This window comes from Pseudomonas sp. FA117 (genome assembly GCF_057370475.1).
The window spans coordinates 390,757-415,403 of the sequence record NZ_CM170675.1 but is presented as its reverse complement, the minus strand read 5'-3'; the positions used below and the strand labels follow the sequence as shown (position 1 = coordinate 415,403).

Annotated in this window: 15 protein-coding genes; 7 read left to right on the top strand and 8 right to left on the bottom strand. The window is 65.1% G+C overall.

What is annotated here, in order from left to right; all coding sequences use genetic code 11:
• The first annotated feature begins 84 nt into the window (after positions 1 to 84).
• From AC1TXO_RS01940 to AC1TXO_RS01925, 4 genes are all read left to right on the top strand, one after another.
• The gene (locus AC1TXO_RS01940) at positions 85 to 2,517 is read left to right on the top strand and encodes a TonB-dependent siderophore receptor (protein WP_486404823.1); all 2,433 of its coding nucleotides are present in this window, start codon (positions 85 to 87) and stop codon (positions 2,515 to 2,517) included.
• A gap of 104 nt (positions 2,518 to 2,621) precedes the next feature.
• Entirely contained in the window at positions 2,622 to 3,734 is a 1,113-nt protein-coding gene (locus AC1TXO_RS01935; protein ID WP_486404822.1) for a PepSY-associated TM helix domain-containing protein, read from the top strand.
• On the top strand, positions 3,731 to 3,907 hold the full coding sequence (locus AC1TXO_RS01930) for a hypothetical protein (RefSeq protein WP_486404821.1): 177 nt from the start codon (positions 3,731 to 3,733) through the stop codon (positions 3,905 to 3,907). Before AC1TXO_RS01935 ends, AC1TXO_RS01930 begins: the two co-directional genes overlap by 4 nt.
• 72 nt (positions 3,908 to 3,979) lie before the next feature.
• On the top strand, positions 3,980 to 6,772 hold the full coding sequence (locus AC1TXO_RS01925; protein ID WP_486404820.1) for a dermonecrotic toxin domain-containing protein: 2,793 nt from the start codon (positions 3,980 to 3,982) through the stop codon (positions 6,770 to 6,772).
• On the opposite strand, the gene AC1TXO_RS01920 is transcribed toward AC1TXO_RS01925, so the two are convergent.
• From AC1TXO_RS01920 to glnE, 8 genes are all read right to left on the bottom strand, one after another.
• On the bottom strand, positions 6,745 to 8,187 hold the full coding sequence (locus tag AC1TXO_RS01920; RefSeq protein WP_486404819.1) for a lipopolysaccharide kinase InaA family protein: 1,443 nt from the start codon (positions 8,185 to 8,187) through the stop codon (positions 6,745 to 6,747). The two genes, AC1TXO_RS01925 and AC1TXO_RS01920, sit on opposite strands and share 28 nt — an antisense overlap.
• Positions 8,187 to 8,939, bottom strand: a complete 753-nt coding sequence (locus AC1TXO_RS01915) for a lipopolysaccharide kinase InaA family protein (protein WP_486404818.1) — start codon at positions 8,937 to 8,939, stop codon at positions 8,187 to 8,189. Before AC1TXO_RS01915 ends, AC1TXO_RS01920 begins: the two co-directional genes overlap by 1 nt.
• Entirely contained in the window at positions 8,936 to 9,670 is a 735-nt protein-coding gene (locus AC1TXO_RS01910) for a lipopolysaccharide kinase InaA family protein (protein WP_486404817.1), read from the bottom strand. The genes AC1TXO_RS01915 and AC1TXO_RS01910 overlap by 4 nt, the downstream gene beginning before the upstream one ends.
• Entirely contained in the window at positions 9,670 to 10,476 is an 807-nt protein-coding gene (rfaP, locus tag AC1TXO_RS01905; protein WP_486404816.1) for a lipopolysaccharide core heptose(I) kinase RfaP, read from the bottom strand. Before rfaP ends, AC1TXO_RS01910 begins: the two co-directional genes overlap by 1 nt.
• Positions 10,473 to 11,597, bottom strand: coding sequence for a glycosyltransferase family 4 protein (locus AC1TXO_RS01900; RefSeq protein WP_486404815.1), 1,125 nt, complete (start codon positions 11,595 to 11,597; stop codon positions 10,473 to 10,475). Before AC1TXO_RS01900 ends, rfaP begins: the two co-directional genes overlap by 4 nt.
• Positions 11,597 to 12,655 (bottom strand): lipopolysaccharide heptosyltransferase I, encoded by a 1,059-nt coding sequence (waaC, locus tag AC1TXO_RS01895; protein ID WP_486404814.1) that lies wholly within the window; start codon positions 12,653 to 12,655, stop codon positions 11,597 to 11,599. Before waaC ends, AC1TXO_RS01900 begins: the two co-directional genes overlap by 1 nt.
• Positions 12,656 to 13,705 (bottom strand): lipopolysaccharide heptosyltransferase II, encoded by a 1,050-nt coding sequence (waaF, locus tag AC1TXO_RS01890; RefSeq protein ID WP_486404813.1) that lies wholly within the window; start codon positions 13,703 to 13,705, stop codon positions 12,656 to 12,658.
• A 200-nt stretch (positions 13,706 to 13,905) separates the two neighbouring features.
• Complete coding sequence (gene glnE, locus AC1TXO_RS01885; RefSeq protein WP_486404812.1) at positions 13,906 to 16,839, bottom strand: bifunctional [glutamate--ammonia ligase]-adenylyl-L-tyrosine phosphorylase/[glutamate--ammonia-ligase] adenylyltransferase; 2,934 nt, start codon at positions 16,837 to 16,839, stop codon at positions 13,906 to 13,908.
• 384 nt (positions 16,840 to 17,223) lie between these two features.
• Between glnE and aceE the strand changes: the two genes are divergently transcribed.
• The 3 genes from aceE to AC1TXO_RS01870 all read left to right on the top strand — a co-directional run bounded on the left by aceE (position 17,224) and on the right by AC1TXO_RS01870 (position 24,516).
• The gene (gene aceE / locus AC1TXO_RS01880; RefSeq protein WP_486404811.1) at positions 17,224 to 19,869 is read left to right on the top strand and encodes a pyruvate dehydrogenase (acetyl-transferring), homodimeric type; all 2,646 of its coding nucleotides are present in this window, start codon (positions 17,224 to 17,226) and stop codon (positions 19,867 to 19,869) included.
• A 12-nt stretch (positions 19,870 to 19,881) separates the two neighbouring features.
• Positions 19,882 to 21,525, top strand: a complete 1,644-nt coding sequence (gene aceF / locus AC1TXO_RS01875; RefSeq protein WP_486404810.1) for a dihydrolipoyllysine-residue acetyltransferase — start codon at positions 19,882 to 19,884, stop codon at positions 21,523 to 21,525.
• A gap of 297 nt (positions 21,526 to 21,822) precedes the next feature.
• Positions 21,823 to 24,516, top strand: coding sequence for a putative bifunctional diguanylate cyclase/phosphodiesterase (locus AC1TXO_RS01870; RefSeq protein ID WP_486404809.1), 2,694 nt, complete (start codon positions 21,823 to 21,825; stop codon positions 24,514 to 24,516).
• Positions 24,517 to 24,647: the final 131 nt, after the last annotated feature.

Here is a 24,647-nt window from a genome sequence, read left to right as displayed (position 1 = left end):
AAATTTTTCGCGAAAGCCCCTGTCACTTTTCCAGTCTCGCTCGGCAAGGAAGCAGTCAGCACTTATCCGTCGAGGAGCCACTGCATGTCCCGCGCTGTCGAGTCTTACCTGCGTCCCAGCCTGATGGCCCTGGCCATCGGCCTTGCCACCCCGCTGGCCAGCCCTGTGCTGTTCGCCGCCGAGCAATCGGCGGTGCGCAGCTACGACCTGCCCAGCGCACCGCTGGCCAGCACCCTGAACCGCATCGCCAGCGAGGCCGGCATCGCCCTGGCCCTGGACCCGAGCCTGGCCAGCGGCCGCACCTCGGCACCGGTACAGGGCTCCTTCAGCGGCGTGGGCGCGCTGCAAGCCGCACTGCGCGGCACCGGGCTGCAACTGCAGCAGGGCAGCGCCGGCAGCTACAGCCTGGTGGCCGTGCCGCAGGGCAGCCTGGCGCTGCCGGAAACCAGCGTGAACGCGTCCAGCGACAGCGAGAGCGCCTGGGGGCCGGTCGATGGCTACCTGGCCAAGCGCACCGCCGCCGGCACCAAGACCGACACCGCGCTGGTCGAGGCACCCCGCTCGATCTCCGTCGCCACCCGCCAGCAGATGAGCGACCGCGGCGTGCACAGCCTCGACGACGCCGTGAAGTACATGCCGGGCATCGTCTCGGCCAGTTTTGGCAGCGACACCCGCTACGACTGGATGCGCGTGCGCGGCTTCGAACCGACCCAGTTCCTCGACGGCCTGCCGCTGCCACGCGGCGTGTATGCCAACCCGAAGCCGGAAACCTGGAACCTGGACCGCCTCGCCCTGCTGCGCGGACCGGCCTCGTCGGTCTATGGCCAGACCCCGCCAGGCGGCCTGCTGGACATCGTCAGCCGCCGCCCGCAAGCCGAAGCTGCTCATGAAATCGAAGTGCAGTACGGCAGCGACAACCACCGCCAGATCAACTTCGCCAGCACCGGCAAGATCGACGAGCAAGGCCGCTTCCTCTACGGCGTCAGCGGCGTGATCCGCGACAGCGGCACGCAGATCGACCACATTCAGGACAAACGCTACAACATCGCCCCGAGCCTGACCTGGAACATCGACGAAGACACCAAGCTGACCTTCCTCAGCCAGTTCACCCGCGACGATACCGGTGTCACCAGCCAGTTCTACCCGATCCAGGGCACCAAGATCGACATGCCGTTCGGCAAGATCTCGCACCACAAGAACCTCGGCGACCCGGACTACGACTTCTACGACCGCACCTACTACGCGGTCGGCTACGCCTTCGAGCACCGCTTCAACGATGTCTGGCAGTTCCGTCAGAACCTGCGCTACACCAAGTCCGACCTGTCGTTCCAGACCGTTACCGTCAACAGCTACAACCCGACCTTCGGCATGATCGTCGACGACCAGGGCAACACCGGCCGTGGCACCACCAATGTCGACGAAGATATCAGCCAGTTCGCCGTCGACAACAACTTCCAGGGTGACTTCAGCACCGGCTCGATCAGCCATACCCTGCTGATCGGCCTGGATCACCAGCGCATGAACAACAACTACCTGGCCATCTTCGGCAGCGCGCCGCCGATCAACGTGAACAACCCGGCCTACGGCCTGCCCATCACCCGCCCGGACCGCTCCACGGCGTTCTACGACTACGACCAGAAAACCCGCCAGACCGGCCTCTACGTACAGGACCAGATGGCCCTCGACAACTGGCGCCTGACCCTGGGCGGGCGTGAAGACTGGGTGCACACCGGCACCAAGTTCTTCAACAAGGGCGATGCCACCAATACCCAGCGCGACAAGAAATTCAGCGGCAACGCGGCGATCAGCTACGTCTTCGATTCCGGCTTCGTGCCCTACCTGTCCTACGCCGAGTCGTTCCAGCCGAGCAGCAAGGCCGACATCGACCCGACCAACGGGCTCAAGCCGACCGAGGGCAAGCAATGGGAGCTGGGGATCAAGTACCAGCCGCCGGGCTCGAACACCCTGCTGACTGCAGCCGTGTATGACCTGACCCAGAAGAACGTCTCGGTCACCAACAACGTCGGCAACGTGACCGTCACCAGCCAGACGGGCGAGGTGAAGGTCCGTGGCCTGGAGCTCGAAGCCGTGGCCGATGTCACCGAGAACCTGAAGGTGATCGCGGCCTACACCCTGGCCAAGTCCGAAGTGCAGGATGGCCAGTTCAAGGGCAACCGCCTGCAGTTGATGCCCAACCAGCAGGCCTCGCTGTGGGCCGACTACACCTGGCACAGCGGTGTGCTCGACGGCTTCGGCATCGGTGGCGGTGCGCGCTATACCGGCAACACCTACGGCGACCAGGGCAACACCTACCTGGGCAAGGCCAAGGCCTACACCGTGTTCGACGCCTCGGTGCACTACGACCTGGGCCGCCTGGACAACAGCCTCAAAGGCGCGTCGGTGGCGGTCAACGCCACCAACCTGCTGAACAAGGACTACATTTCGACCTGCGACTCGTACTACTGCTATTACGGTGACCAGCGTAGCGTGGTGGTCAGCGCCAACTACAAGTTCTGAGTGACGCATTGCGGGGCAGGCCCGTTCCCACAGCGATGTGGGAGCGGGCCTGCCCCGCAATTGCGTCCTGAAAAACAGCACGAGCTGCAAAGGCTGCAACCCTGATGAAAAGCCAAACCATCCGCCGCTGGTCGGCGATCCACACCTGGACCAGCCTGATCTGCACGCTGTTCCTGCTGCTGCTGGCACTGACCGGCCTGCCGCTGATTTTCCACCACGAACTCGAACACCTGCTGGGCGACGCTCCCGAGCTGCGCGAGATGCCTGCCGATACGCCGCACCTGGACCTGCAGCAACTGGTGCTCAAGGCCGAGCAACACCGCCCGGGCGAGGTGATGCAGTACTTCGGCTTCGAGGACGACGAGCGCAACGGCGTGGTGGCGATCACCGCCGCCACCGCCGGCACCGAACCCAACTCGTCGCACACTTTCATGCTCGATGCCCGCACCGGTGAAGCCGTGGCCATGCCCGCGGCCAATGGCGGCTTCATGATGACCATGCTGCGCCTGCACGTGGACATGTTCGCCGGCCTGCCCGGCAAGCTGCTGCTGGCCTCGATGGGTGCCCTGTTCGTCGTCGCCATCGTCTCCGGCACGGTGCTCTATGCGCCGTTCATGCGCCGCCTGCAATTCGCCACGGTTCGCACCGACAAGTCGCGCCGCCTTCGCTGGCTCGACCTGCACAACCTGATCGGCATCGTCACCCTGACCTGGGCCCTGGTGGTCGGCGTCACCGGGGTGATCAGCGCGCTCTCCGACCTGGTCATCGCCGCCTGGCGCAACGACAGCCTGGCGGCCATGGTCGCGCCCTATCGCGACGCGCCTGCGCTCACCGAGCGCGCGCCGGCCACGCACCTGCTGCGCATCGCCGAGCAGGCGGCGCCCGGCATGCGTGCCGACTTCATCGCCTTTCCCGGCACGCGCTTTTCCAGCGAGCACCACTATGCGGTCTTCATGAAGGGCGCAACGCACCTGACCTCGCACCTGCTGACACCGGTGCTGATCGATGCACGCACACTCGAGGTCACGGCCATAGGCGAACGGCCTTGGTACATGGACGCCATGGGACTGTCGCAACCCCTGCACTTCGGCGACTACGGCGGGCGGCCGATGCAGATCCTCTGGGCGCTGCTCGACGTCCTGACCATCATCGTGCTCTGCAGCGGCCTCTACCTGTGGTGGGGCAAGCAGCGCAACAGCGCCAGGAGGCCGGCATGAGCCACAGGTCGCAGAGCACCCGGCGCATCTTCACCTGGCCACTGCTGACCGGGTTGCTGGGCGCGGCCGGGCTGTTCGCCGCCCTGCTCGGCGATGGCGCCTGGGATGCCCTGTCCTGGCTGGGATTGGGTATTCCGGCCGTGCTCGGGATTTACGGCCTTTGTCGCAGGTGAGGTAGACGGCTAACACGTCTGCCTGGGCAGTGGAGGCCAGACTCGGCAACCTAACCGTTGCGGAGTCGCCCCATGAGCCTTCAGCACTTCAAGTCCTTCGATGACCCACTGACAGCCCTGCTGGTCTCCTTGCCACAACCCGACAGCTCACAGCCTGGGCCGCTTGCACGCCAGCACTACTTCACCGCACTTGCCGAACACTGGTCCACCGGCACACCGCACAATCGCCAGACCCAACTGGTCGAGATCCTGCACGGCCAGCTGCTGGCGCAAATCGCATTGCGCACCGACGACCACACACTCGGTTCCAATCACGCAGCGTTGCTCGAGGTCTGTGTCAACAACCCCCTACCCTGGCAACGCCAGGACCTCGAGAACGACCAGCGGCCGCAAATCTACCGGCCGCTGCTGGACATCGGCTCACCGAATTGGCGGGCTTACCTGCCCGGCGCCTTCGTCATCGTCGAAGGCGGCCCTGAGGGCCGCATGCCTGACCCTCGGCAACCCAGCGATCATGCACTGCTGGTGACCTTGTCGCACGGCATCGAAGCCTTCGATGACCTTTGCGCGCTGCACACCGAATTGTGCGAGCGGCTGGACGACCCGCAGCAGAGCCGTGCCATGCTGCGCTACATGAGCACTGGCCAGGACCAGGACTACGCCCGCAACGCCGAACGCCTGCGTTACGAGTGGTTCAGCGAGGACCTGCTGCAAGCCCAGGCCCAGGCACTGATCGACGGTCAGCGCATCCGGCTGACGCAAGTCTGGGCACAAGCCACGCTATCCACCCCTATCGACTGGCCCGGGCTGGCAAAGAAGCTGGAAACGAGCGCCGACCTGCTGCCCTGGGCGGGCAGCCAGGTGGCTTTGCAGACCCGCTATGGAATGCTGCTGGAAAGAAACGCACCCGCCTGGCTCAGAAATGCTTCGGCGCAAGGCCTCACCCACATCATGCAGACCCTGCAGGAACTGGTGATTGCGGTCGACCGGGCGGCCGCTTCCGGCATCCTTGATCATGACCAGTTTCTCCAGGAACACAACCTGCGGGACTGGACCTGCGCGCAACTGCGTACGGCCATGCGCTATGACTACCAGTTCGACGCCGACCCGCTGGAGCTCTATGTCAGCGTGACCATGGCCCGCCAGAAGGGCCCTGTCTTGCATCCCGGCCTGACCAGTGGCTACATTCCTGCCGCCAGCCGCCCCCGGGTAGGCGACACGGTCGAACTGGTGCGCAAGACCTACCGTTTCGACGAGTTGGCCATGCTCAACATCGGCCTGCTCGATGTCGACTACTGGCTCACCGCACGGGTACACCGCCAGGATGGCCGCGCCGTCACCCAGATCACTCCGGCCCAGGTCAAGCAGATGGTCCGGGGCCTGAATGCAGGCGACAGCTACAGTCGCTATCTCAGGACCCACCTGCTCGAGTCACCGGCAGCGCAATGGCGCAAGGAGCGTCATGCACAGATCGGCAAGGCGCGCATGTTCGCCGAAGCCGCCAAGGCCCGCTATGCCGGTCACTATCTCGACGACCCGTTCGAGCGCGGCTACTTCAGGACCAAAGCGGTACTCGATCAACCCGACAGCGAACAGCGCCGCGCCAGCAACGACCCACGCCTGAGCGTACGGCAGTGGTTGATCGACGGCCATACCGTCCAGGGTGTAATCCTGATCACCCATGACCCCGCAGGCTCCGACCACCTGCTGGTGTACACCCCGGATGCTCCGGACCGGCGTGCCTGGCGTGAATACCGCAACGCCCGTCACCTGCTGAGGGTGCTGCGCGAAAAACCTGCGCTGCGTGACTATGTGAAAGATCGCGTCCCGCTCGCCAATCGCCAGGCAATCGAAAACTACCTTGTCGCAGGCGGGCTCGGGTCGCGGGTAGCGACGCCAGAGATCACCGGTGATTTCCTGCAGGCGCGCTACGACGCCGAGGTACAGGCCGCGCTCGCCGAGGTGGACGCCAGCACCAATACCAAACGGGAGTTGCTGGGAGAGTTCAGCCTTCATACGTTGTGGTTCATGCTCGATCTACTGAGCCTGGTCCTGCCGAACCGGGCACTGAGCGCCTTGTCGTTCGGTCGGGCACTGTTGTCGGTAATCGATACCGGCAAGGCCTATGACGAAAACGACCGCATCGGCACGCTCAAGCATCTGGTCGAGGCCTTCACCCACGTCAATGACGGCGCCAACAGCATCGGCGGCTCGACCGTGATGCGCCGAGCCATCCGCGGCCTGCCACCCGCCCCTCCGCTGGCATTGCCGCCAGCGACAAGGGCTCGCCCGGATATCAGCAGGCTGCACTACCGCGTCGATGGCATCCACAAGGAGGGCATCTATGAACAGCCTTCTGCGTATCCCGGACGCTCCCTCTACTTCATAAAGGACAGCGACGGCGAGAGCTACCAGGTGGCCTTCGACGGCTACCGCTGGCGGGCCGTCGACCCACGCAAGCCAGATGCCTATACCCAGGTGCCGGTCAAGCGTCGGGCCGACGGTCAATGGGTCGTCGACTCACCGGTGCTGTGGTATGACGGTCTGCCTGACCTGCAAGCGCTGTTCGACAGTTGTCGCCTGGCGCAGGCACCCACCGGAGTGGCGCAGGAGGATGCAGGCGTCTACCGCAGCGACCAGGGCCTGCACCTGCTGGCAGGCGGGCAGGCCTTGCCGCTGCGCGCGCACCTGCTCGAACACCACTACCACCTGCGCTTGAGCACAGCGTCGCAAGCCGGAGCAGGGGTCTGGGCCATCCTGCGTTGGCAGGACGGGCAATGGCGCATCCGCGTGCGCCAGGCCGGGCGCAGCAGCGACTGGCTGGCGTTGCCGCAGGCTTACTCGGTGAGCCTGGGCAGGCATTGATCCAGACGCTGGTGCAGAGCGCTGCCACTGGGCCAGTTGCGCAACAGCCGCGCACGATCGCGTGCATAGGCGGGGGCGAAACTGAGCTGGGTGGCATGCTGGGTCATGGCGTCGAGGTCGATCAGCGACCACTGGCCGTCCTGCCAGAACAGGTTGTGGCCTTTGAAGTCGCCATGGCTGATGCGTTCGGCAATCAGCTGCTGCATCAGCCCGACCAGCGCCTGCACCTGCTCCTGCGGCACCTCGCCGCTCTCGACATGAGGTGCGAAGCACGCCGTGAGGTCAGGGCCGTCGGCATACTCGGTGACCAGGTAGGCCGTGCTGCGCAGGCCCATGACCCGCTGCTCGAGCACCGCCAGCGGGCGCGGTGTGGCGATGTCGAGAAAGCCGAGACGGTGGCCTTCGATCCATGAGTGCCAGGCCCGACTCGGGCGCCAGAAGCGCTTGAACCAGTGGGCGGTGTTCTTGATGTTGTAGCGCTTGAGCACCAGCGTGCGACCACCGACCTCGATACGCGCGACGCTGGCGGCGCCGCCGGTCTTGTACAGGTGGCCCTGGTCGATCAGCGTATCGGCCTGCTCCAGCACCGGCAGCAGGGCCTCGACCTCCGTGCGGCGGATTGCACGCAAACCCGAAAGGCTGCGCTCGACGCTGAACAGCGTGCACTCTCGCCCGGCCTTGTCCAGGTAGTCTTTCAAGCGCCAGCTGCGCACCTTGTCGACCTGCTTCTGCAAGGCTTCGAGCGGCAAGGCATGCTCGCCGTTGGCCAGCAGGTAATGCACCAGAGCCTCTTCGATGAATGGCTCCAGGCGCTTGGGCAACTGGGCGAAGAACACCCCGAGGTTCTCCAGCACACGCTGGCGCGACAGTTGCTGGCCCGGGGTTTCAGCCTTGATCCCGGCACCGTCGATCAGGTACAGGCGACCGTCGTGGCGCAACAGGTTGTCCAGGTGCAGGTCTTCCTGCCACAGGCCCTTGGCGTGCATCTGCGCCACGGCGGTCAGTGCCTCGCCGAGCACCTGATGCTGCTCGTCGGCCAGCATCGGCAGGTGCTCGACCCTGGCCCAGGCATCCCCCAGGCCCTCGGCGTTTTCCAGGAATTCGAACAGCAGCCAGCCACCCTCGCCGTCCTTCAGGCCATCGGCCAGCAGGCGTGGCGTGGTCAGCCCCTGCGCCGCCATCAGGCGCACGCCTTCCAGTTCACGCTGGAAATGACGGGCCGCGTTATTGCCGACCAGCAGCTTGGCCAGCACCGGCGTGCCACGCCAGACACCGGCGCCCACGTAGCGTTGGCCAGGCAAGACGCGCAGCAGGCTGAGCAGTTGCAGTTCGGCACTGCCCGCGGCATCTTCGAGCGTCACGCTCAGCGGCAGGCTCGGGCTGCGCCCGGCGTTCTTGAGTTCGGACAGACGCATCAGCGGGCCTCTTTTTCACGACGGCGTTGCGTCAGGCGTTGCAACCAGGTGCCGACCCGCGCACTGTCGGCCGGCAGCGCCAGGTAGGCGGCGAGCAGGTTACGCACGTCGGCTTCGCTCCAGATCCGGGCGCGACGCAACAAGGGTTCGAGGTCCTTGAGTCGGTCGCGCATGCCGAACAGCAGCGGGCGGGTCTTTTCCAGGTCGATCAGCTGGGCCTGCCAGCCTTCGCGACGCTCGCGCAGGAAGATGTGCTTGGGATAGAAGCAGCCATGTACCTGGCCGGCGCCGTGCAGGGTACGCGCCAGCTCGCCACAGGCTGCCAGAATGCCCTGGCGTTGTGTCTCGGGCAGCTGCGGCCAGTGGCCGAGGAAGCTGTCCAGGTCGTTCCACTCGTCCAGCGCGCGGGTCATCAGGATCGCCCGGTGCTTGCCGCCCTGCTTGCGCTCGCCATAGAACACCGCCTGCAGCGCCGGGATGTTGAGCTTCTGGTAGCGGCTGATGTTGCGAAACTCGCGGGCGAAGGTCGGCTCGCCGAACGGCCGGTGCAGGGTGCGCGTGAGGTAGTCGCTCTGGCGCTTGAGGTAGTAACCCTTGCCCTCGAGCTCCAGGCGGAACACGCTGCTCCAGCCGCCACGCCCGGTATTCGGTTCGTCGACGGCGTCCAGTTGCAGCGCCCACAGCGCCTCGAAGTCGTTCAGGCCATGGCGTTGCAGCAGCGCCTGGTCGACGCTGGCCAGATAATCGGTCATTCCCTTCCCTCGAAGAAGCTCACCACCTGGCGAATCCGTCGCTTGTCGTGCGCATTGAGCCGCGCGTGCCCGCGATATTGCAGGTAGAAGCGCAGCCGCTGCGTGGCCGAGAGGTGATATTTGGCAACCTTGTCCAGGCACGCCAGGTCCTTGATGACACGGTGACGAAGCATGAAGCCACGCCAGAAATCGCCGGTCGGGCAGTCGATGAAGAAGACCGTCGCAGTGTCGTCCACCAGCAAGTTGCGCCATTTCAGGTCGTTGTGGGCGAAGTGATGATCGTGCATCACCCGCGTATGGCGCGCCAACTGACGGCTGACATGATCGACCCAGGCACGGTCGGCCAGGCGTGGGTCATTGCGTTCGGCCAGTGCCGAGAGGTCTTCGGTGCGCGGCAGTTCGCGGGTGATCATCGCCCCGCGCCCGAACGACAGGCCGTTACGCTCCAGCCCCCAGGCCACTACCTCGGCGGTGGGAATGTGCCACTTGGCGAACTGCTTGAGGTTCTGCCATTCGGCCTTGATCCGCGGCCGGCCGAGGAAGCGGCGCATGTGCTTGCCGGCACCGGTGTAGCGCTTGACGTAGTAGTTGACCCCGTCACGCTCGATGCGGATCACCTCGCTGAGCGGGTCACGGGTCAGGCGCTCGCCTTCGAGGGCGAACACCGCGTCGATACTGCCGAAATCCGCTGCCAGGCGCTGGTACTCCGGCGCCAGTGTCCAACCCGCCATCAGAGCGCATCCCCATAGCGTTGCTTGCGATCGTAGAGTTTCTGCGCCTTGCGTTCGAGCCAGGCGAGCAGTGCGGCTTCCTCGCCCAGTACCTGGCGCAGCGGGCGCTGGAAGTAGCCCTTGAGGAAGCGCAGCTTGTCGCGGCGCGTCAGGCCGATGTCCAGGGCCGAGAAGTACAGGGCTGCCAGGTCCTTGTCACGCCAGCGGCGGGTGATTTTCGCCCGGGTCTGCGCGCGGTGCAGGTCGATCACCGACAGTTTGAAGTCTTCCGGCGTCACTGGCCGGTCGGTGTGCAGCAGGAAGTGGCAGATGTAGCAATCGCGATGGTTGACCCCGGCGCGGTGCATGCCGCCGACCATCTTCGCCACCTCGGTGATCAGTGCACGCTTGAGGCGCGGCTCGGGCGGCTGCCTGGGCCAGTCGATGCTGAAGTCTTCCAGGCTGACGGTCGGCGCCAGTTCCTCGGTGACGATGAACGAATGCTGGGCCGCCGGGTTGCTGCCACGCTCGCCATAGGCAACGGCGGTCATGGTCGGCACGCCGACCTCCTGCAGGCGCTGAATGGCCTGCCATTCCTGACCGGCACCGAGCACCGGCAACTTGGCGCTGAACAGGTTCTTGAACACTTCGCCCCAGCCGATGCCGCGATGGATCTTGACGAAGTAGCCCTCGCCCTCGACCTCGGTGCGCAATGTGCGGCGCCCTTCGAGCTCGCGGTAAACCTCGCCCTGCAGGGATTCGACGGCGTCGAAGGGATCGCGCCCGGCCCACAGGCGCTTGAAAGGTTCGGCCAGCATCAGCTTCATGCGTGCTCCTGGCCGAGGATCACGTCGGCGGCGTGTTGCGGCATGCTGTAGAGGTCGGCGCTGTCGGCGAAGGCCAGGCCGTTGCGCGCCCAGTCGGCGCGGGCCTGCGGGTCTTCGAGCATGCGCTGCAGGTAGGTGTTGAGCTGGTCCTGCTCGAACGGGTCGTCGAGCACCAGGCCACTGTCCGCCTCGGCGATGTAATGGGCGTAGCCACAGACTTTCGACACCAGCACCGGCAAACCGGCGACCAACGCTTCGAGCAGCACGGTGCCGGTATTTTCGTTGTAGGCCGGGTGGATCAGCAGGTCGGCGCCGAGCAGGAAGCGCGGGATATCGCTGCGCCCCTTGAGGAATTGCACCTGCTCGCCCAGGCCGAGCGTGGCGCTCTGCAACTGGAACACTTTCGGGTCGTCCTGGCCGATGACCATCAGCCGGGTGCGCTTGCGCAGGCTCGAAGGCAACGCGGCAAGGGCCTTGAGGCTGCGGTCCACGCCCTTGGTCTTGAAGCCAGAGCCGATCTGCACCAGCAGCAGGTCGTCGTCGCCCAAGGCGAACTCCTGGCGAAACGCTGCACGGATCTCGGCCGCGTTGGACGGCGCCCGACGGTCCTGGGAGATGCCCGGCGGCAGCAGGTGAAAACGCTCGACAGGGGTATCGTAGTGCTTGATGAACAGCGGCTGCTGCACCTCGGAGATCATCAGGATCTCGGTGGCCGCATCACGGGCGAACACCGCGCGCTCGTACTCGGCAAAGTGCCGGTAGCGGCCCCAACGGCGGTACAGGCCACCGCGCAGGGTCTGGGCCTTGTCTTCGAAGCAGCCGTCGGCGGCATAGTAGACGTCCAGGCCAGGCATCTTGTTGAAGCCGATCAGGCGATCGACCGGGCGCTTGGCCAGGTCTGCGGCCATCCAGGCGCTGAGCTTTTCGTTGCGCCGGTGGTTGAACAACGCCTTGACCGGCGCCACCAGCACCTCGAAGCCCGGCGGAATGTCACCTTCCCAGATCAGCGTGTAGACACGGATCTGGTGTCCACGCTTCTGGCATTCGAGCGCAATGCGCATGAAATCGCGCTGCAGCCCGCCGAAGGGGAAATATTTGTAAAGCACGAAAGCCAGTTGCATCAACGAACATCCTCAGCCAGCAGCAGCGCGCTCAAGCGGCCCGCCACATGCTCGGGATTCAGGCGAGTGAAGCACAGCGGCCACTCGCGTTTGAGATCGAACCTGCGCAGATCCTCGGCGCTCGGTTTGTAGGTGCACTTCTTCTGCAGGCAGGGCGCACAGGGGAAGTTGCTGGCCTGGTGAATCTGGGCGCGTCCGTAGGCGCCGGTCAGGCCGGGGTTGGTCGGGCCGAACAGCGAGATGGTCGGCACGTCCAGCGCTGCGGCCAGGTGGCCGAGGCCGGTGTCCACCGCCACGCAGGCCTTGGCCGCCGCGAGTATGCGAGCGACCCCCGCGAGGTTCAACTTGGGGAGTACCTGGCAGTTTTCCAAGCCCTGGGCGATCCGCTCGGCGCGGGCCTTCTCCGCCGGGTTGCCCCAGGGCAGCACCACTTTCATCTTGCGTCGGCCCATGCGCTCGGCCAGTTCGCGCCAATAGGCCTCCGGCCAGTGCTTGGTGGCCCAGGTGGTGCCATGCAGGAACACTACGTAGGGCGCGGTCGGCGGCAGTTGCAGGCGGTTCAGGTCCAGGCCGTACTGGCCGATGCCCTCGGGCAGGTCATAGGCAAGGGACAGGGCGAACAACTGGCGCACCCGCTCCACCGCATGCTGGCCGACCGCCACCGACAGACGCCGGTCATAGAAGCGACTGGCCCAGCCTTCGCGCGCCGAATAACGGTCGAGCCCGGCCACCGGCGCCTTGACGTAGCGGGTCAGCCAGGCCGACTTGACCAGACCCTGGGCATCGATCACCAGGTCGTACTTGCGCTCGCGCAGACGTTGCTTGAACGCCTTCCACTCACCGCTCTTGAGCGTTTCCCAGAGATTCTTGCGCCAGCGGCGGATGGCCACCGGGATCACCTGGTCGACGGCAGGGTGCCAGCTTGGAATCTCGGCAAAGCCCTCCTCCACCACCCAGTCGAAGCGGATGCCAGGGATGGCGTGGGCGGCGTCGGTGAGCGCCGGCAGGGTGTGGATCACATCGCCCAGCGACGATGTCTTGATGATCAGTACCCGCACTTACTCGACCTCGGCCACGGTTTCGATCAGGCCCGGACCGCCCAGGCTGTGCAGGGCGGCGATGACTTTTCCGGGCTCGAGCAGGCGCAGGCAGTTATAGTGGCCGAAGCGGCAGGTGCGCTCGAAGCACGGGCTGCACTCGATCCCGGTGCGCACCACCTCGACCTGGTCGGCCAGCGGCGGGGTGAAGCCCGGCGAGGTCGAACCATAGACCGCCACCAGCGGACGGTTCAGCGCCGCAGCCACGTGCATCAGGCCGGAATCGTTGGACACCACGGCAGCGGCGCAGGACATCAGGTCGATGGCCTCGGCCAGCGAGGTTTCGCCGGCCAGGTTCACGGACTCTTCACGCAGGCCCGGAATCAGCCGCTCGCGGATCTGCTCACCGACCGGATGATCGTTCTTCGAGCCGAACAGCCATACCTGCCAGCCCTGGCGGATCATCGCATCGGCGACCTCGGCGTAATGCTCGGCCGGCCAGCGCTTGGCTTCGCCGAACTCGGCACCCGGGCACAGCGCCAGCACCGGACGGTCCAGCTCCAGGCCGAACTTGGCCAGGGCGGCCTCGCGGCTCTGGTCTTCGATGCGCAGGCTCGGGCGGGGATAGGGCTGCGGCAGCTCGGCGTCCGCTTCGAAGGCCAGGGCCATGAAGCGTTCGATCATCAGCGGGTAGCGCGCCTTGTCGAGCTTGCGCACGTCGTTGAGCAGCAGGTAGCGCATCTCGCCACGCCAGCCAGTGCGTTTTGGAATGCCTGCGAAATACGGCACCAGTGCCGACTTGAGCGAGTTGGGCAGCAGGATGGCCTGGTCGTACTGACCGGCCAGCGACTTGCCGATGCGTCGGCGCGTGGCCAGCTCCAGGGCGCCGTGGCCGAGCGGGAAGCTCAAGGCCTGGCGCACCTCGGGCATGCGCTCGAGGATCGGCCGGCTCCACTCGGGGGCCAGGACATCGATCACGCAGTCGGGGTGACGCTGCTTCAGGCACTGGAACAGGGTCTGCGCCATCACCATGTCGCCGACCCAGCTGGGTCCAATGATCAGTATTCTCATGCTTTATCCAGAAACATTCGGGGAGGCTGCAGGCTGCTCTACAACCTGGCCTCCCCTCTTTATATTCAGGCTATGTGGCGGACAGTGTACCACTGACATGCCTCATTCGCGGGCAAGCCCGCTCCTACAGCCGCCTACAGTACTCAAGATCTGTGGGGCCCGTGGGAGCGGACTTGCCCGCGAAGAAGCCAGTGCGGCAATCAGCTCAAACCCAGCTCGCCCCAGATCCGCCGCACCTCGCGGCGCTCATCGACAAGCTGCCCGGCATCGATCACCCCGGCCTGCTTCTGCAGTGCCTGGCGGTGCGAGGCGGAGCGGAAGGTCTTGTACACCTCGCGCAACAAAATCGCGTCTTCGGCGGGCATCAACCCGGCCTGCTCCAGCTCTTCGAGGATGCGAATGTTATCGGTCCAGCGCAGCAAGGCCGGATGGTCGTGGGACCAGGCCAAAGCGGCGTATTGCACCATAAATTCGATATCCACGATACCACCGGCATCCTGCTTGACATCGAACGGCTGGCCGGACTCGAAGGCGTTGTCGGCGGTACCGGCGGCGGTGCTCTTGCTGCCCAGGCTGGCGCGCATCTTGGCGCGCATCTCGCTCACTTCCTGGCGCAGCGCGTCGAGATCGCGGGCCTTGCCCAGCACGCCGGCGCGCACCGCTTCGAAGGCGCTGCCGACCTGCTTGCAGCCCACCAGCACACGGGCGCGCACCAGCGCCTGGTGCTCCCAGGTCCAGGCCTCGTTCTGCTGGTAGCGCTCGAACGCGCCGAGCGAGCTGACCAGCAGCCCCGACGCACCGGAGGGGCGCAGGCGCATGTCCACATCGTAGAGCTGGCCGGAGTTGGTCTGGGTGGTCAGCAGGTGGATGATGCGCTGGCCCAGGCGGGTGAAGAACTGCGCGCCGTCGATGGGCTTGGCGCCATCAGTCTCGGCGTTCGGGTCGCCGTCGTGGACGAACACCAGGTCCAGGTCAGAGCCGTGCCCCAGCTCGATGCCGCCAACCTTGCCATAGCCGACAATGATGAAGCTCGGATCGCACAGGCTGCCATCGCTGCGCCTGGGCTGGCCATGACGCGCGACGGTCTGGCGCCAGGCCAGGGCCAGCACCTGGTCGAGGATGGCTTCGGCCAGCCAGGTCAGGTAGTCGCTGACCTTCATCAGTGGCAGGTTGCCGCTGATTTCCGAGGCAGCCACCCGCAGGCTGTGCGCCAGCTTGAAGTGGCGCAAGGCCTCCATTTGCTGCTCGAGGTCGTCCTCGGGGATGCGCGTCAGCCGCTCGCGCAGCTCCGAAGCCAGCTCGGGCGCAAGCGGCGGGCTGAACAGACGGCCTTCGTTGAGCAGTTCGTCGAGCAGCAAGGGGAAGCGCGCGATCTGCTCGGCGATCCAGGGGCTGGCCGCGCACAGGGTCAGCAGACGACGCAGGGCTCCGGGGTTTTCGGTCAGCAGCACCAGGTAGGCCGAACGCCGCGCTACCGCCTCCACCAGTGGCAGCACGCGCTCGAGCACCAGATCCGGGTTGTCGTGCTCGACGGTCTGCGCCAGCAGGCGTGGAATGAAGGCGTCCAGGCGCTCGCGGCCGATGCGCTGCATCGAGCGCAGCGACGGGCTGGCACGCAAGGAGGCCAGGCGCCGCAGGGCCTCGCCGGACTGCTTGAACCCGGCTTCCTGCAGTTGCCTGCCTGCGGCCTCCTCGTCCTGGGCCTGTTCCCACAGCGGCGACCACTCGCCACCGACCACCAGTTCGCCCTCGGCTTCCTCTTCGTCAGGATCGGCGATCACCTGGCGGAAGTGCCAGTCGACCCGACCACGCCACTGCATCAGCTGGTCGTGGAACGTCTGCCAGTCGGCAAAGCCAAGGATGTAGGCGACCCGCTCGCGATCGAGTTCGACATCCGGCAGCATCTGGGTCTGGCGGTCGGCAATGGCCTGGATCGCATGCTCGGTGTAACGCAGGAACTGATAGCCCTCGCGCAACTCGCTCACCACCGCCGGCGGCAGGTAGCCCTGGCCTTCGAGCGTGGCCAGCACCTTGAGCAGCGGCCGCTGTTGCAGGCTGAGGTCGCGCCCGCCGTGGATCAGCTGGAAGGCCTGGGCGATGAACTCGACTTCGCGAATCCCCCCGGCGCCAAGCTTGATGTTGTCGGCCATGCCCTTGCGCCGCACCTCCTGCTGGATCAGCTGCTTCATGGTGCGCAGCGCCTCGATGGCAGAGAAGTCCAGGTAGCGGCGGTAGACGAACGGTCGCAACATTTCCTGCAATTGCGCCCCGGCCACCTGGTCGCCCGCCACCACGCGGGCCTTGATCATGGCGTAGCGCTCCCAGTCACGGCCCTGGTCCTGGTAGTACTGCTCCAGGGCATTGAACGACAGCACCAGGGCGCCCGCCGAGCCATAGGGGCGCAGGCGCATGTCGACGCGGAACACGAAGCCGTCGACAGTCACCGGGTCCAGCGCCTTGATCAGTCGCTGACCGAGGCGGGTGAAGAATTCCTGGTTGTCCAGCGAGCGCTTGACCCCTTCGGTCTCGCCGCCCTCGGGGAAGGCGAAGATCAGGTCGATGTCCGATGACAGGTTGAGCTCGATTGCACCCAGCTTGCCCATGCCCAGCACCACCATGTGCTGGGGCTGGCCGCTGCGGTTGCCGATCGGTGTGCCGAACTGCTGGCAGTGGCGCGGGTATAGCCACTGGTAGGCTTCGTCGATCGAGGCGTCGGCGAGCTCCGACAGGTCGCGGCAGGTCTCGCCGAGTTCGGCCTGGCGCGTGATGTCACGCCAGATGATGCGCAACTGCTGGCGGTTGCGCGCGCGGCGCAGGTTGCGCGCCAGTTCGTCCTCGCTCTGCGCAGCGTCGGCAGCCGCTTTTATATGTGCGCGCAGTTGACCGGGGCCATAGGCCGTATCCATCTCGCCGCTGGCAACCAGCTCGAGCAGCGTGGCCGGTTCACGCTGCACCTGTTCGAGCACGAAGTCGCTGGCTGCAGCCACCTGGTCGAACTGCAGGCGGTGCGCAGGGCTCAAGGTCTGCGGGTCGAGCTGCGGGTGCGCCGCCAGCGCCTCCTGAAGGAATTGTCGGTTACGGGCGACCAGCGGTTGCAGGGCGGCAGGCAGATCGAGCGGCAAAGGCAGGCGCATGGTCTATCCTTGATCGGCGTGAAAGAGAGGGGTGGGTACGGACAAAAGAAGGACGGACCGCGGTTGGACTGTCATACAAAAGTTGTAAATAGCTGAAAAACTCGAATCATTGGTACGAAACATCAAGAAACCTCTTGTGCCAGTGCGCTACCAACCAACAGGAACGTTTTTCTCCACAACCCGAAAGGCGGCCACAAGCCGTTTTTCTGTAGTATTACTACTCCCCCGACTGCTCAAAAGCATGAAATGCCGAAGCATTTGTAGTAAAACTACACGGCGCCGGATGACTCTCCGGCAAATCCAAGAATTCACGACGTCTGCCCAAAAGGCCAGTCGCAAACTCAGGCTTCCGATTCTGGTTGCCTTTCCGCCCTGGAGCAAGCCATGCAAGACCTCGATCCTATCGAAACCCAGGAATGGCTGGATGCCCTGGAGTCGGTCCTCGACAAAGAAGGCGAAGACCGCGCTCATTACCTGATGACCCGCATGGGCGAGCTGGCCACCCGCAGTGGTTCGCAGCTGCCGTATGCCATCACCACGCCATACCGCAACACCATCCCCGTCACCCACGAAGCACGCATGCCTGGCGACCTGTTCATGGAACGCCGCATTCGCTCGATGGTGCGTTGGAACGCCCTGGCCATGGTCATGCGTACCAACCTGAAGGATTCGGACCTGGGCGGACACATCTCGAGCTTCGCCTCCAGCGCCACCCTGTACGACATCGGCTTCAACTACTTCTTCCAGGCCCCGACCGAAGAACACGGCGGCGACCTGATCTTCTTCCAGGGCCACGCCTCCCCAGGCGTCTACGCCCGCGCCTTCATGGAAGGCCGCATCAACGAAGAGCAGATGAACAACTTCCGCCAGGAAGTGGACGGCAACGGTCTGTCTTCGTACCCGCACCCCTGGCTGATGCCTGACTTCTGGCAGTTCCCGACCGTTTCGATGGGTCTGGGTCCGATCCAGGCAATCTACCAGGCACGCTTCATGAAGTACCTGGAAGCGCGCGGCTTCATCCCGGCCGGCAAGCAGAAGGTCTGGTGCTTCATGGGCGACGGCGAGTGCGACGAGCCGGAATCCCTGGGCGCGATCGCCCTGGCCGGCCGCGAGAAGCTGGACAACCTGATCTTCGTCATCAACTGCAACCTGCAGCGCCTCGACGGCCCGGTTCGCGGCAACGGCAAGATCATCCAGGAACTCGAAGGCGTGTTCCGTGGCGGTGGCTGGAACGTCAACAAGGTCGTCTGGGGCCGCTTCTGGGACCCACTGCTGGCCAAGGACACCAACGGTGCCCTGCAGCGCCGCATGGACGAAGTCATCGACGGCGAGTACCAGAACTACAAGGCCAAGGACGGCGCGTACGTCCGTGAGAACTTCTTCAACACCCCGGAACTCAAGGCCATGGTCGAAGACCTGTCCGACGACGAGATCTGGAAGCTCAACCGTGGCGGCCACGACCCGTACAAGGTCTACGCGGCCTACCACCAGGCTGTGAACCACAAGGAACAGCCGACCGTCATCCTGGCCAAGACCATCAAGGGTTACGGTACCGGTGCCGGCGAAGCCAAGAACACCGCGCACAACACCAAGAAAGTCGACGTCGACAGCCTGCGTCACTTCCGTGACCGCTTCGACATCCCGGTCAAGGATGCCGACCTCGAGCACCTGCCGTTCTTCAAACCCGAAGAAGGTTCGGCCGAAGCCAAGTACCTGGCCGAGCGTCGCGCCGCACTGGGTGGCTTCGTGCCACAGCGCCGTGCCAAGAGCTTCAGCGTGCCGACCCCGCCACTGGAAACGCTCAAGGCGATCCTGGACGGCTCGGGCGACCGCGAAATCTCCACCACCATGGCCTTCGTGCGCATCCTGGCGCAACTGGTCAAGGACAAGGAAATCGGCCAGCGCATCGTCCCGATCATCCCGGACGAAGCCCGTACCTTCGGTATGGAAGGCATGTTCCGCCAGCTGGGCATCTACTCCTCGGTCGGTCAGCTCTACGAGCCTGTCGACAAGGACCAGGTGATGTTCTACCGCGAGGACAAGAAGGGCCAGATCCTGGAAGAAGGCATCAACGAAGCCGGCGCCATGTCGTCGTTCATCGCTGCCGGTACCTCGTACAGCTGCCACAACCAGCCGATGCTGCCGTTCTACATCTTCTACTCGATGTTCGGCTTCCAGCGTATCGGCGACCTGGCCTGGGCCGCTGGCGACAGCCGCACCCGTGGCTTCCTGATCGGCGGTACCGCCGGCCGTACCACGCTGAACGGCGAAGGCCTGCAGCACGAAGACGGTCACAGCCACATGATGGCGGGCACCATCCCGAACTGCCGCACCTATGATCCGACCTACGGCTACGAGCTGGCGGTGATCATCCAGGACGGCATGAAGAAGATGACCGAAGAGCAACAGGACATCTTCTACTACATCACCGTGATGAACGAATCCTACCAGCAGCCTGCCATCCCGGCCGGTGCCGAGGAAGGCATCATCAAGGGCATGTACCTGCTGGAAGAAGACACCCGCGAAGCCGCGCACCACGTCCAGCTGATGGGCTCCGGCACCATCCTGCGCGAAGTCCGCGAAGCGGCGAAGATCCTGCGTGAAGAGTTCAACGTCGGTGCCGACGTGTGGAGCGTCACCAGCTTCAACGAACTGCGTCGCGACGGCCTGGCCGTGGAACGCGCCAACCGCCTCAAGCCTGGCCAGAAGCCACAGCAGACCTACGTCGAGCAGTGCCTGAACGGTCGCAAGGGTCCGGTCATCGCTTCCACCGACTACATGAAGCTGTTCGCCGAGCAGATTCGTCAGTGGGTGCCGAGCAAAGAGTTCAAGGTCCTGGGTACCGATGGCTACGGTCGCAGCGACAGCCGCAAGAAGCTGCGTCACTTCTTCGAAGTCGACCGCCACTTCGTGGTGCTGGCTGCCCTGGAAGCCCTGGCTGACCGTGGCGAGATCGAACCGAAGGTTGTCGCTGACGCCATCGTCAAGTTCGGCATCGACCCGGACAAGCGCAACCCACTGGACTGCTGAGGAGTAACTTAAGTGAGCGAACTCATTCGCGTACCTGACATCGGCAGCGGTGAAGGTGAAATCATCGAGCTGTTCGTCAAGGTCGGCGACCGCATCGAGGCGGACCAGAGCCTGCTGACCCTGGAGTCGGACAAGGCCTCCATGGAGATCCCGGCCCCCAAGGCCGGTGTCATCAAGGAGCTGAAGGTCAAGCTGGGCGATCGCCTGAAAGAAGGCGACGAACTGCTGGTCCTGGAAGCCGAGGGTGGCGCTGCTGCCCCCGAGGCTCCGGCCGCCGCGGCCCCTGCTGCTGCTGCGCCAGCCGCCGCCGAAAAGCCGGCTGCCGAAGCTGCGCCTGCTCCGGCTGCTGCTCCTGCAGCCGCCAGCGTGCAGGACATCCACGTGCCGGACATCGGCTCGTCGGGCAAGGCCAAGATCATCGAAGTGCTGGTCAAGGCCGGCGACACCGTCGAAGCCGACCAGTCGCTTATCACCCTGGAGTCGGACAAGGCCTCCATGGAGATCCCCTCGCCCGCCGCTGGCGTGGTCAAGGAAGTGATCTGCAAGCTGGACGACGAAGTCGGCACCGGTGACCTGATCCTCAAGCTGGAAGTCGCGGGCGCCGCCCCGGCTGCCGCTGCCGCGCCTGCCGCTGCCGCACCTGCACCGGCCAAGGCCGAAGCAGCGCCTGCTGCTGCACCTGCCGCGGCCCCGGCTGCAGCACCTGCACCTGCCGCCACCGCTCCGGCTGCTGGCAGCAACGCCAAGGTTCACGCCGGCCCCGCCGTGCGTCAGCTGGCCCGTGAATTCGGTGTCGACCTGGGCGCGGTTGCCGCGACCGGTCCGCATGGCCGCATCCTGAAGGAAGACGTGCAGGTCTACGTCAAGGCCATGATGCAGAAGGCCAAGGAAGCCCCGGCAGCCGGTGCGACCGGCGGTGCCGGCATCCCGCCGATCCCGGCCGTCGACTTCAGCAAGTTCGGTGAAGTCGAGGAAGTCGCCCTGACCCGCCTGATGCAGGTCGGTGCTGCCAACCTGCACCGCAGCTGGCTGAACGTGCCGCACGTGACCCAGTTCGACTCCGCCGACATCACCGAGCTGGAAGCCTTCCGCGTTTCGCAGAAGGCCGTTGCGGAAAAGGCTGGCGTCAAGCTGACCGTCCTGCCGCTGCTGCTCAAGGCGTGTGCCCACCTGCTCAAGGAACTGCCGGACTTCAACAGTTCGCTGGCACCAAGCGGCAAGGCCATCATCCGCAAGAAGTACGTCAACGTCGGCTTCGCCGTGGACACTCCGGACGGCCTGCTGGTCCCGGTAATCAAGAACGTCGACCAGAAGAGCCTGCTGCAACTGGCTGGCGAAGCGGCTGCGCTGGCTGAAAAAGCCCGTACCAAGAAGCTGTCGGCCGACGACATGCAGGGTGCCTGCTTCACCATCTCCAGCCTCGGCCACATTGGCGGCACCGGCTTCACGCCGATCGTCAACGCGCCGGAAGTGGCGATCCTTGGTGTTTCCAAGGCCACCATCCAGCCTGTCTGGGACGGCAAGGCCTTCCAGCCGAAGCTGATGCTGCCACTGTCGCTGTCCTACGATCACCGCGTGATCAATGGTGCGGCCGCTGCACGCTTCACCAAGCGCCTGAGCGACCTGCTGGCGGACATCCGCACGCTGCTGCTGTAATGCTGCACCCCGCCCCCGTTCACGGGGGCGGGCACCGATTTCGAGCTGCCACGCTCGTACCTCAACCCCGTCATGATCTGGCGGGGCTTTTTTTTGCCGAAAACAAGCCTGGTGGCGGGCCACGCGCTGCTTCAGGACGGCGCATGACCTTCAGATTCCCCTGCTCCAGCCGACAACCTGCATGAAGCTTCCCATATGGCCGCTTGCCAGCCCACGGGACATGATGCACCCTTGCTCAACGCGCCGCCGCTCATCTGCGGCATACCGCGCCAACCGCCTTGTTCAAGCGAGCCTTCGATGAAAAGCCAACCCGATGCCGCCAGCCGTGTGGCGGCCGAGGTCGTGACGCAGTTACCCGTGCCCTCGCGGCTCGGGATGCTGCGTTTCGAGCGGCTGAACGAAGCCAGTTGGGCGATGCTCTACCTCGATCCGGCCTGCGAGCGTCAGTTCGGCCTGCCCGCCGCCGACCTCTGCGCCCTGATCGGCTCGCCCTACGCCAGCCTCATGGAACCCGAGGCGCGCTACAAGCTGCACGACGAAATCCAGCTGCAACTGGCTCGGCGCAACCACTATCGCGTGCGCTACACCCTGCACGGTGCCTCCGGCGCCCTGCGCCTGCTGGAAGCCGGCGAGGCGTACAAGCAGCACAACCGCCAACTGCTGCGCGGCTATCTCACGGTATTGGACGACCAGGGCGAGGATAGCGCGAGCCAGGACGCAAACGATCTCGAGTCGCGCAACAGCCGCCTGCAACTGGCCCTGCAGCTCAACCAGCGCGCCCAGCAGGAACAGCTCGAGCACCTTGAGCGGGTACGTGCCCAGCAGGACCTGATCCTGCGCCTGGCACGCCAGCGCTACAGCGCCAGCAACTCGCTGCTCGAAGCCGCCGAGCTGATCACCCGCAGCGCCTGCGAAATCTACAAGCTCGACTGCGCCAGCATCTGGTATCTCAACGAGCAGCGCCTGGAGCCGATCACCGCGTGGTTCCAGCACGAACAGGCCCATCGCCTGCCGCAACCGATCGATGCCAGCCTGTATCCCGACTACCTCGACGCACTGCATGCCAGCCGCGCCATCGATGCCCACAACGCCAGCCACGACCCGCGCACCCGCGACATGGTCCAGGGCCTGCTCAACACCGCCGACAACGCCATGCTCGATGCCAGCATCCGCGTCGACGGCCAGGTGGTCGGCGTGCTGTGCCTGGAGCAGACCGGCCAGCCACGGGCCTGGCAGTCCGACGAAATCGCCTTCGCCGGCGAGCTGGCCGATCAGTTCGCCCAGGTCATCACCAACCACAACCGGCGTACCGCCACCAGCGCCCTGCACCTGTTCCAGCGCGCGGTGGAGCAAAGCGCCAGCGCCTTCCTGCTGGTCAATCGCGACGGCGTGGTGGAGTACGTCAACCCCAGCTTCACCGCCATCACCCAGTACAGCACCGACGAGGTCCAGGGCCATCACCTGGCCGAGCTGCCGGCGCTGGAAAACCTCAGCCAGATCCTCTTCGACTCGCCGTCGAGCCTGGCCATCGGCAACAGCTGGCAAGGCGAGTTCAAGAGCCGGCGCAAGAGCCTCGAACCCTACTGGGGGCAGTTGTCGATCTCCAAGGTGTACGGCGACAACCGCGAGCTGACCCACTACATCGGCATCTACGAAGACATCACCCAGAGCAAGCTCGCCCAGCAGCGCATCGAACGCCTGGCCTACACCGACAACCTCACCAGCCTGGGCAACCGCCCGGCGTTCATCCGCAGCCTCGACGAACGCTTTGCCCGCGACGGCAGCAGCCCGACCTGCCTGCTGCTGGTAGACATCGACAACTTCAAGCGCATCAACGACAGCCTCGGCCACCAGACCGGCGACAAGCTGCTGATCAGCCTCGCCCGCCGCCTGCGCAACAGCCTGAGCAGCGGTGGCAGCCTGGCGCGCTTCGCCAGTAACGAGTTCGCCGTACTGCTCGACGACACCAGCCTGGAAGATGGCCAGAACATCGCCCAGCAGTTGCTGCGCACCCTCGACAAGCCGATGTTCGTCGACAACCAGCTGATCAACGTCACCGCCTCGGTAGGCCTTGCCTGCGCGCCGCTGCACGGCACCGACCCGCAGACCTTGATGAAGAACGCCGGCCTTGCCCTGCACAAGGCCAAGGCCAACGGCAAGCACCAGGTGCAGGTGTTCACCGAAGTGCTCAATGCCGAGGCCAGCTACAAGCTGTTCGTCGAGAACAACCTGCGCCGCGCCTTGACCCAGAACGAGCTGGAGGTCTTCTACCAGCCCAAGCTGTGCCTGCGCAGCGGACGCCTGCTGGGGCTGGAGGCGCTGCTGCGCTGGAACCATCCCGAGCGCGGCATGATCCGCCCCGACCAGTTCATCAGCGTGGCCGAGGAAACCGGCCTGATCATCCCGATCGGCAAGTGGGTGGTGCGCCAGTCGTGCCGGATGAGCCAGGAGCTGCGCGAAGCCGGCATGGGTAACCTGCACGTGGCGATCAACCTGTCGCCCAAGCAGTTCTCCGACCCGGAGCTGGTCAGCTCGATCGGCGCCATCCTCAAGGAAGAAGCCCTGCCCCCGCACCTGCTGGAGCTGGAACTGACCGAGGGCCTGCTGCTGGAGGCCACCGAAGACACCCGGCGCCAGCTCGACGAGCTCAAGCAATTGGGCCTTACCCTGGCGATGGACGATTTCGGCACCGGCTATTCGTCGCTGAGCTACCTGAAGAAGTTTCCCATCGACATCATCAAGATCGATCGCAGCTTCATCAACGAGATCCCCGACAACCAGGACGACATGGAGATCACCTCGGCGGTTGTGGCCATGGCCCACAACCTCAAGCTCAAGGTGGTGGCCGAAGGCATCGAGACCGCCGAGCAGCTGGCGTTCCTGCGCCGTCACCGCTGCGACGTCGGCCAGGGCTACCTGTTCGACCGGCCGATCCCCGGGCGCGAGTTGGTCGACAAACTCAGGCGCTATCCACGCGGGCCAGTGGCCTGACAGACGCGACAAGCTCGGGCACTATAGAGGCCATGCGGGCCTCTTCGCGGGCAAGCCCGCTCCTACAGGGTAATTCAACGCTGCAGGAGCGGGCTTGCCGGCGAAGAAGCCACAACCGATCCCACTGTCAG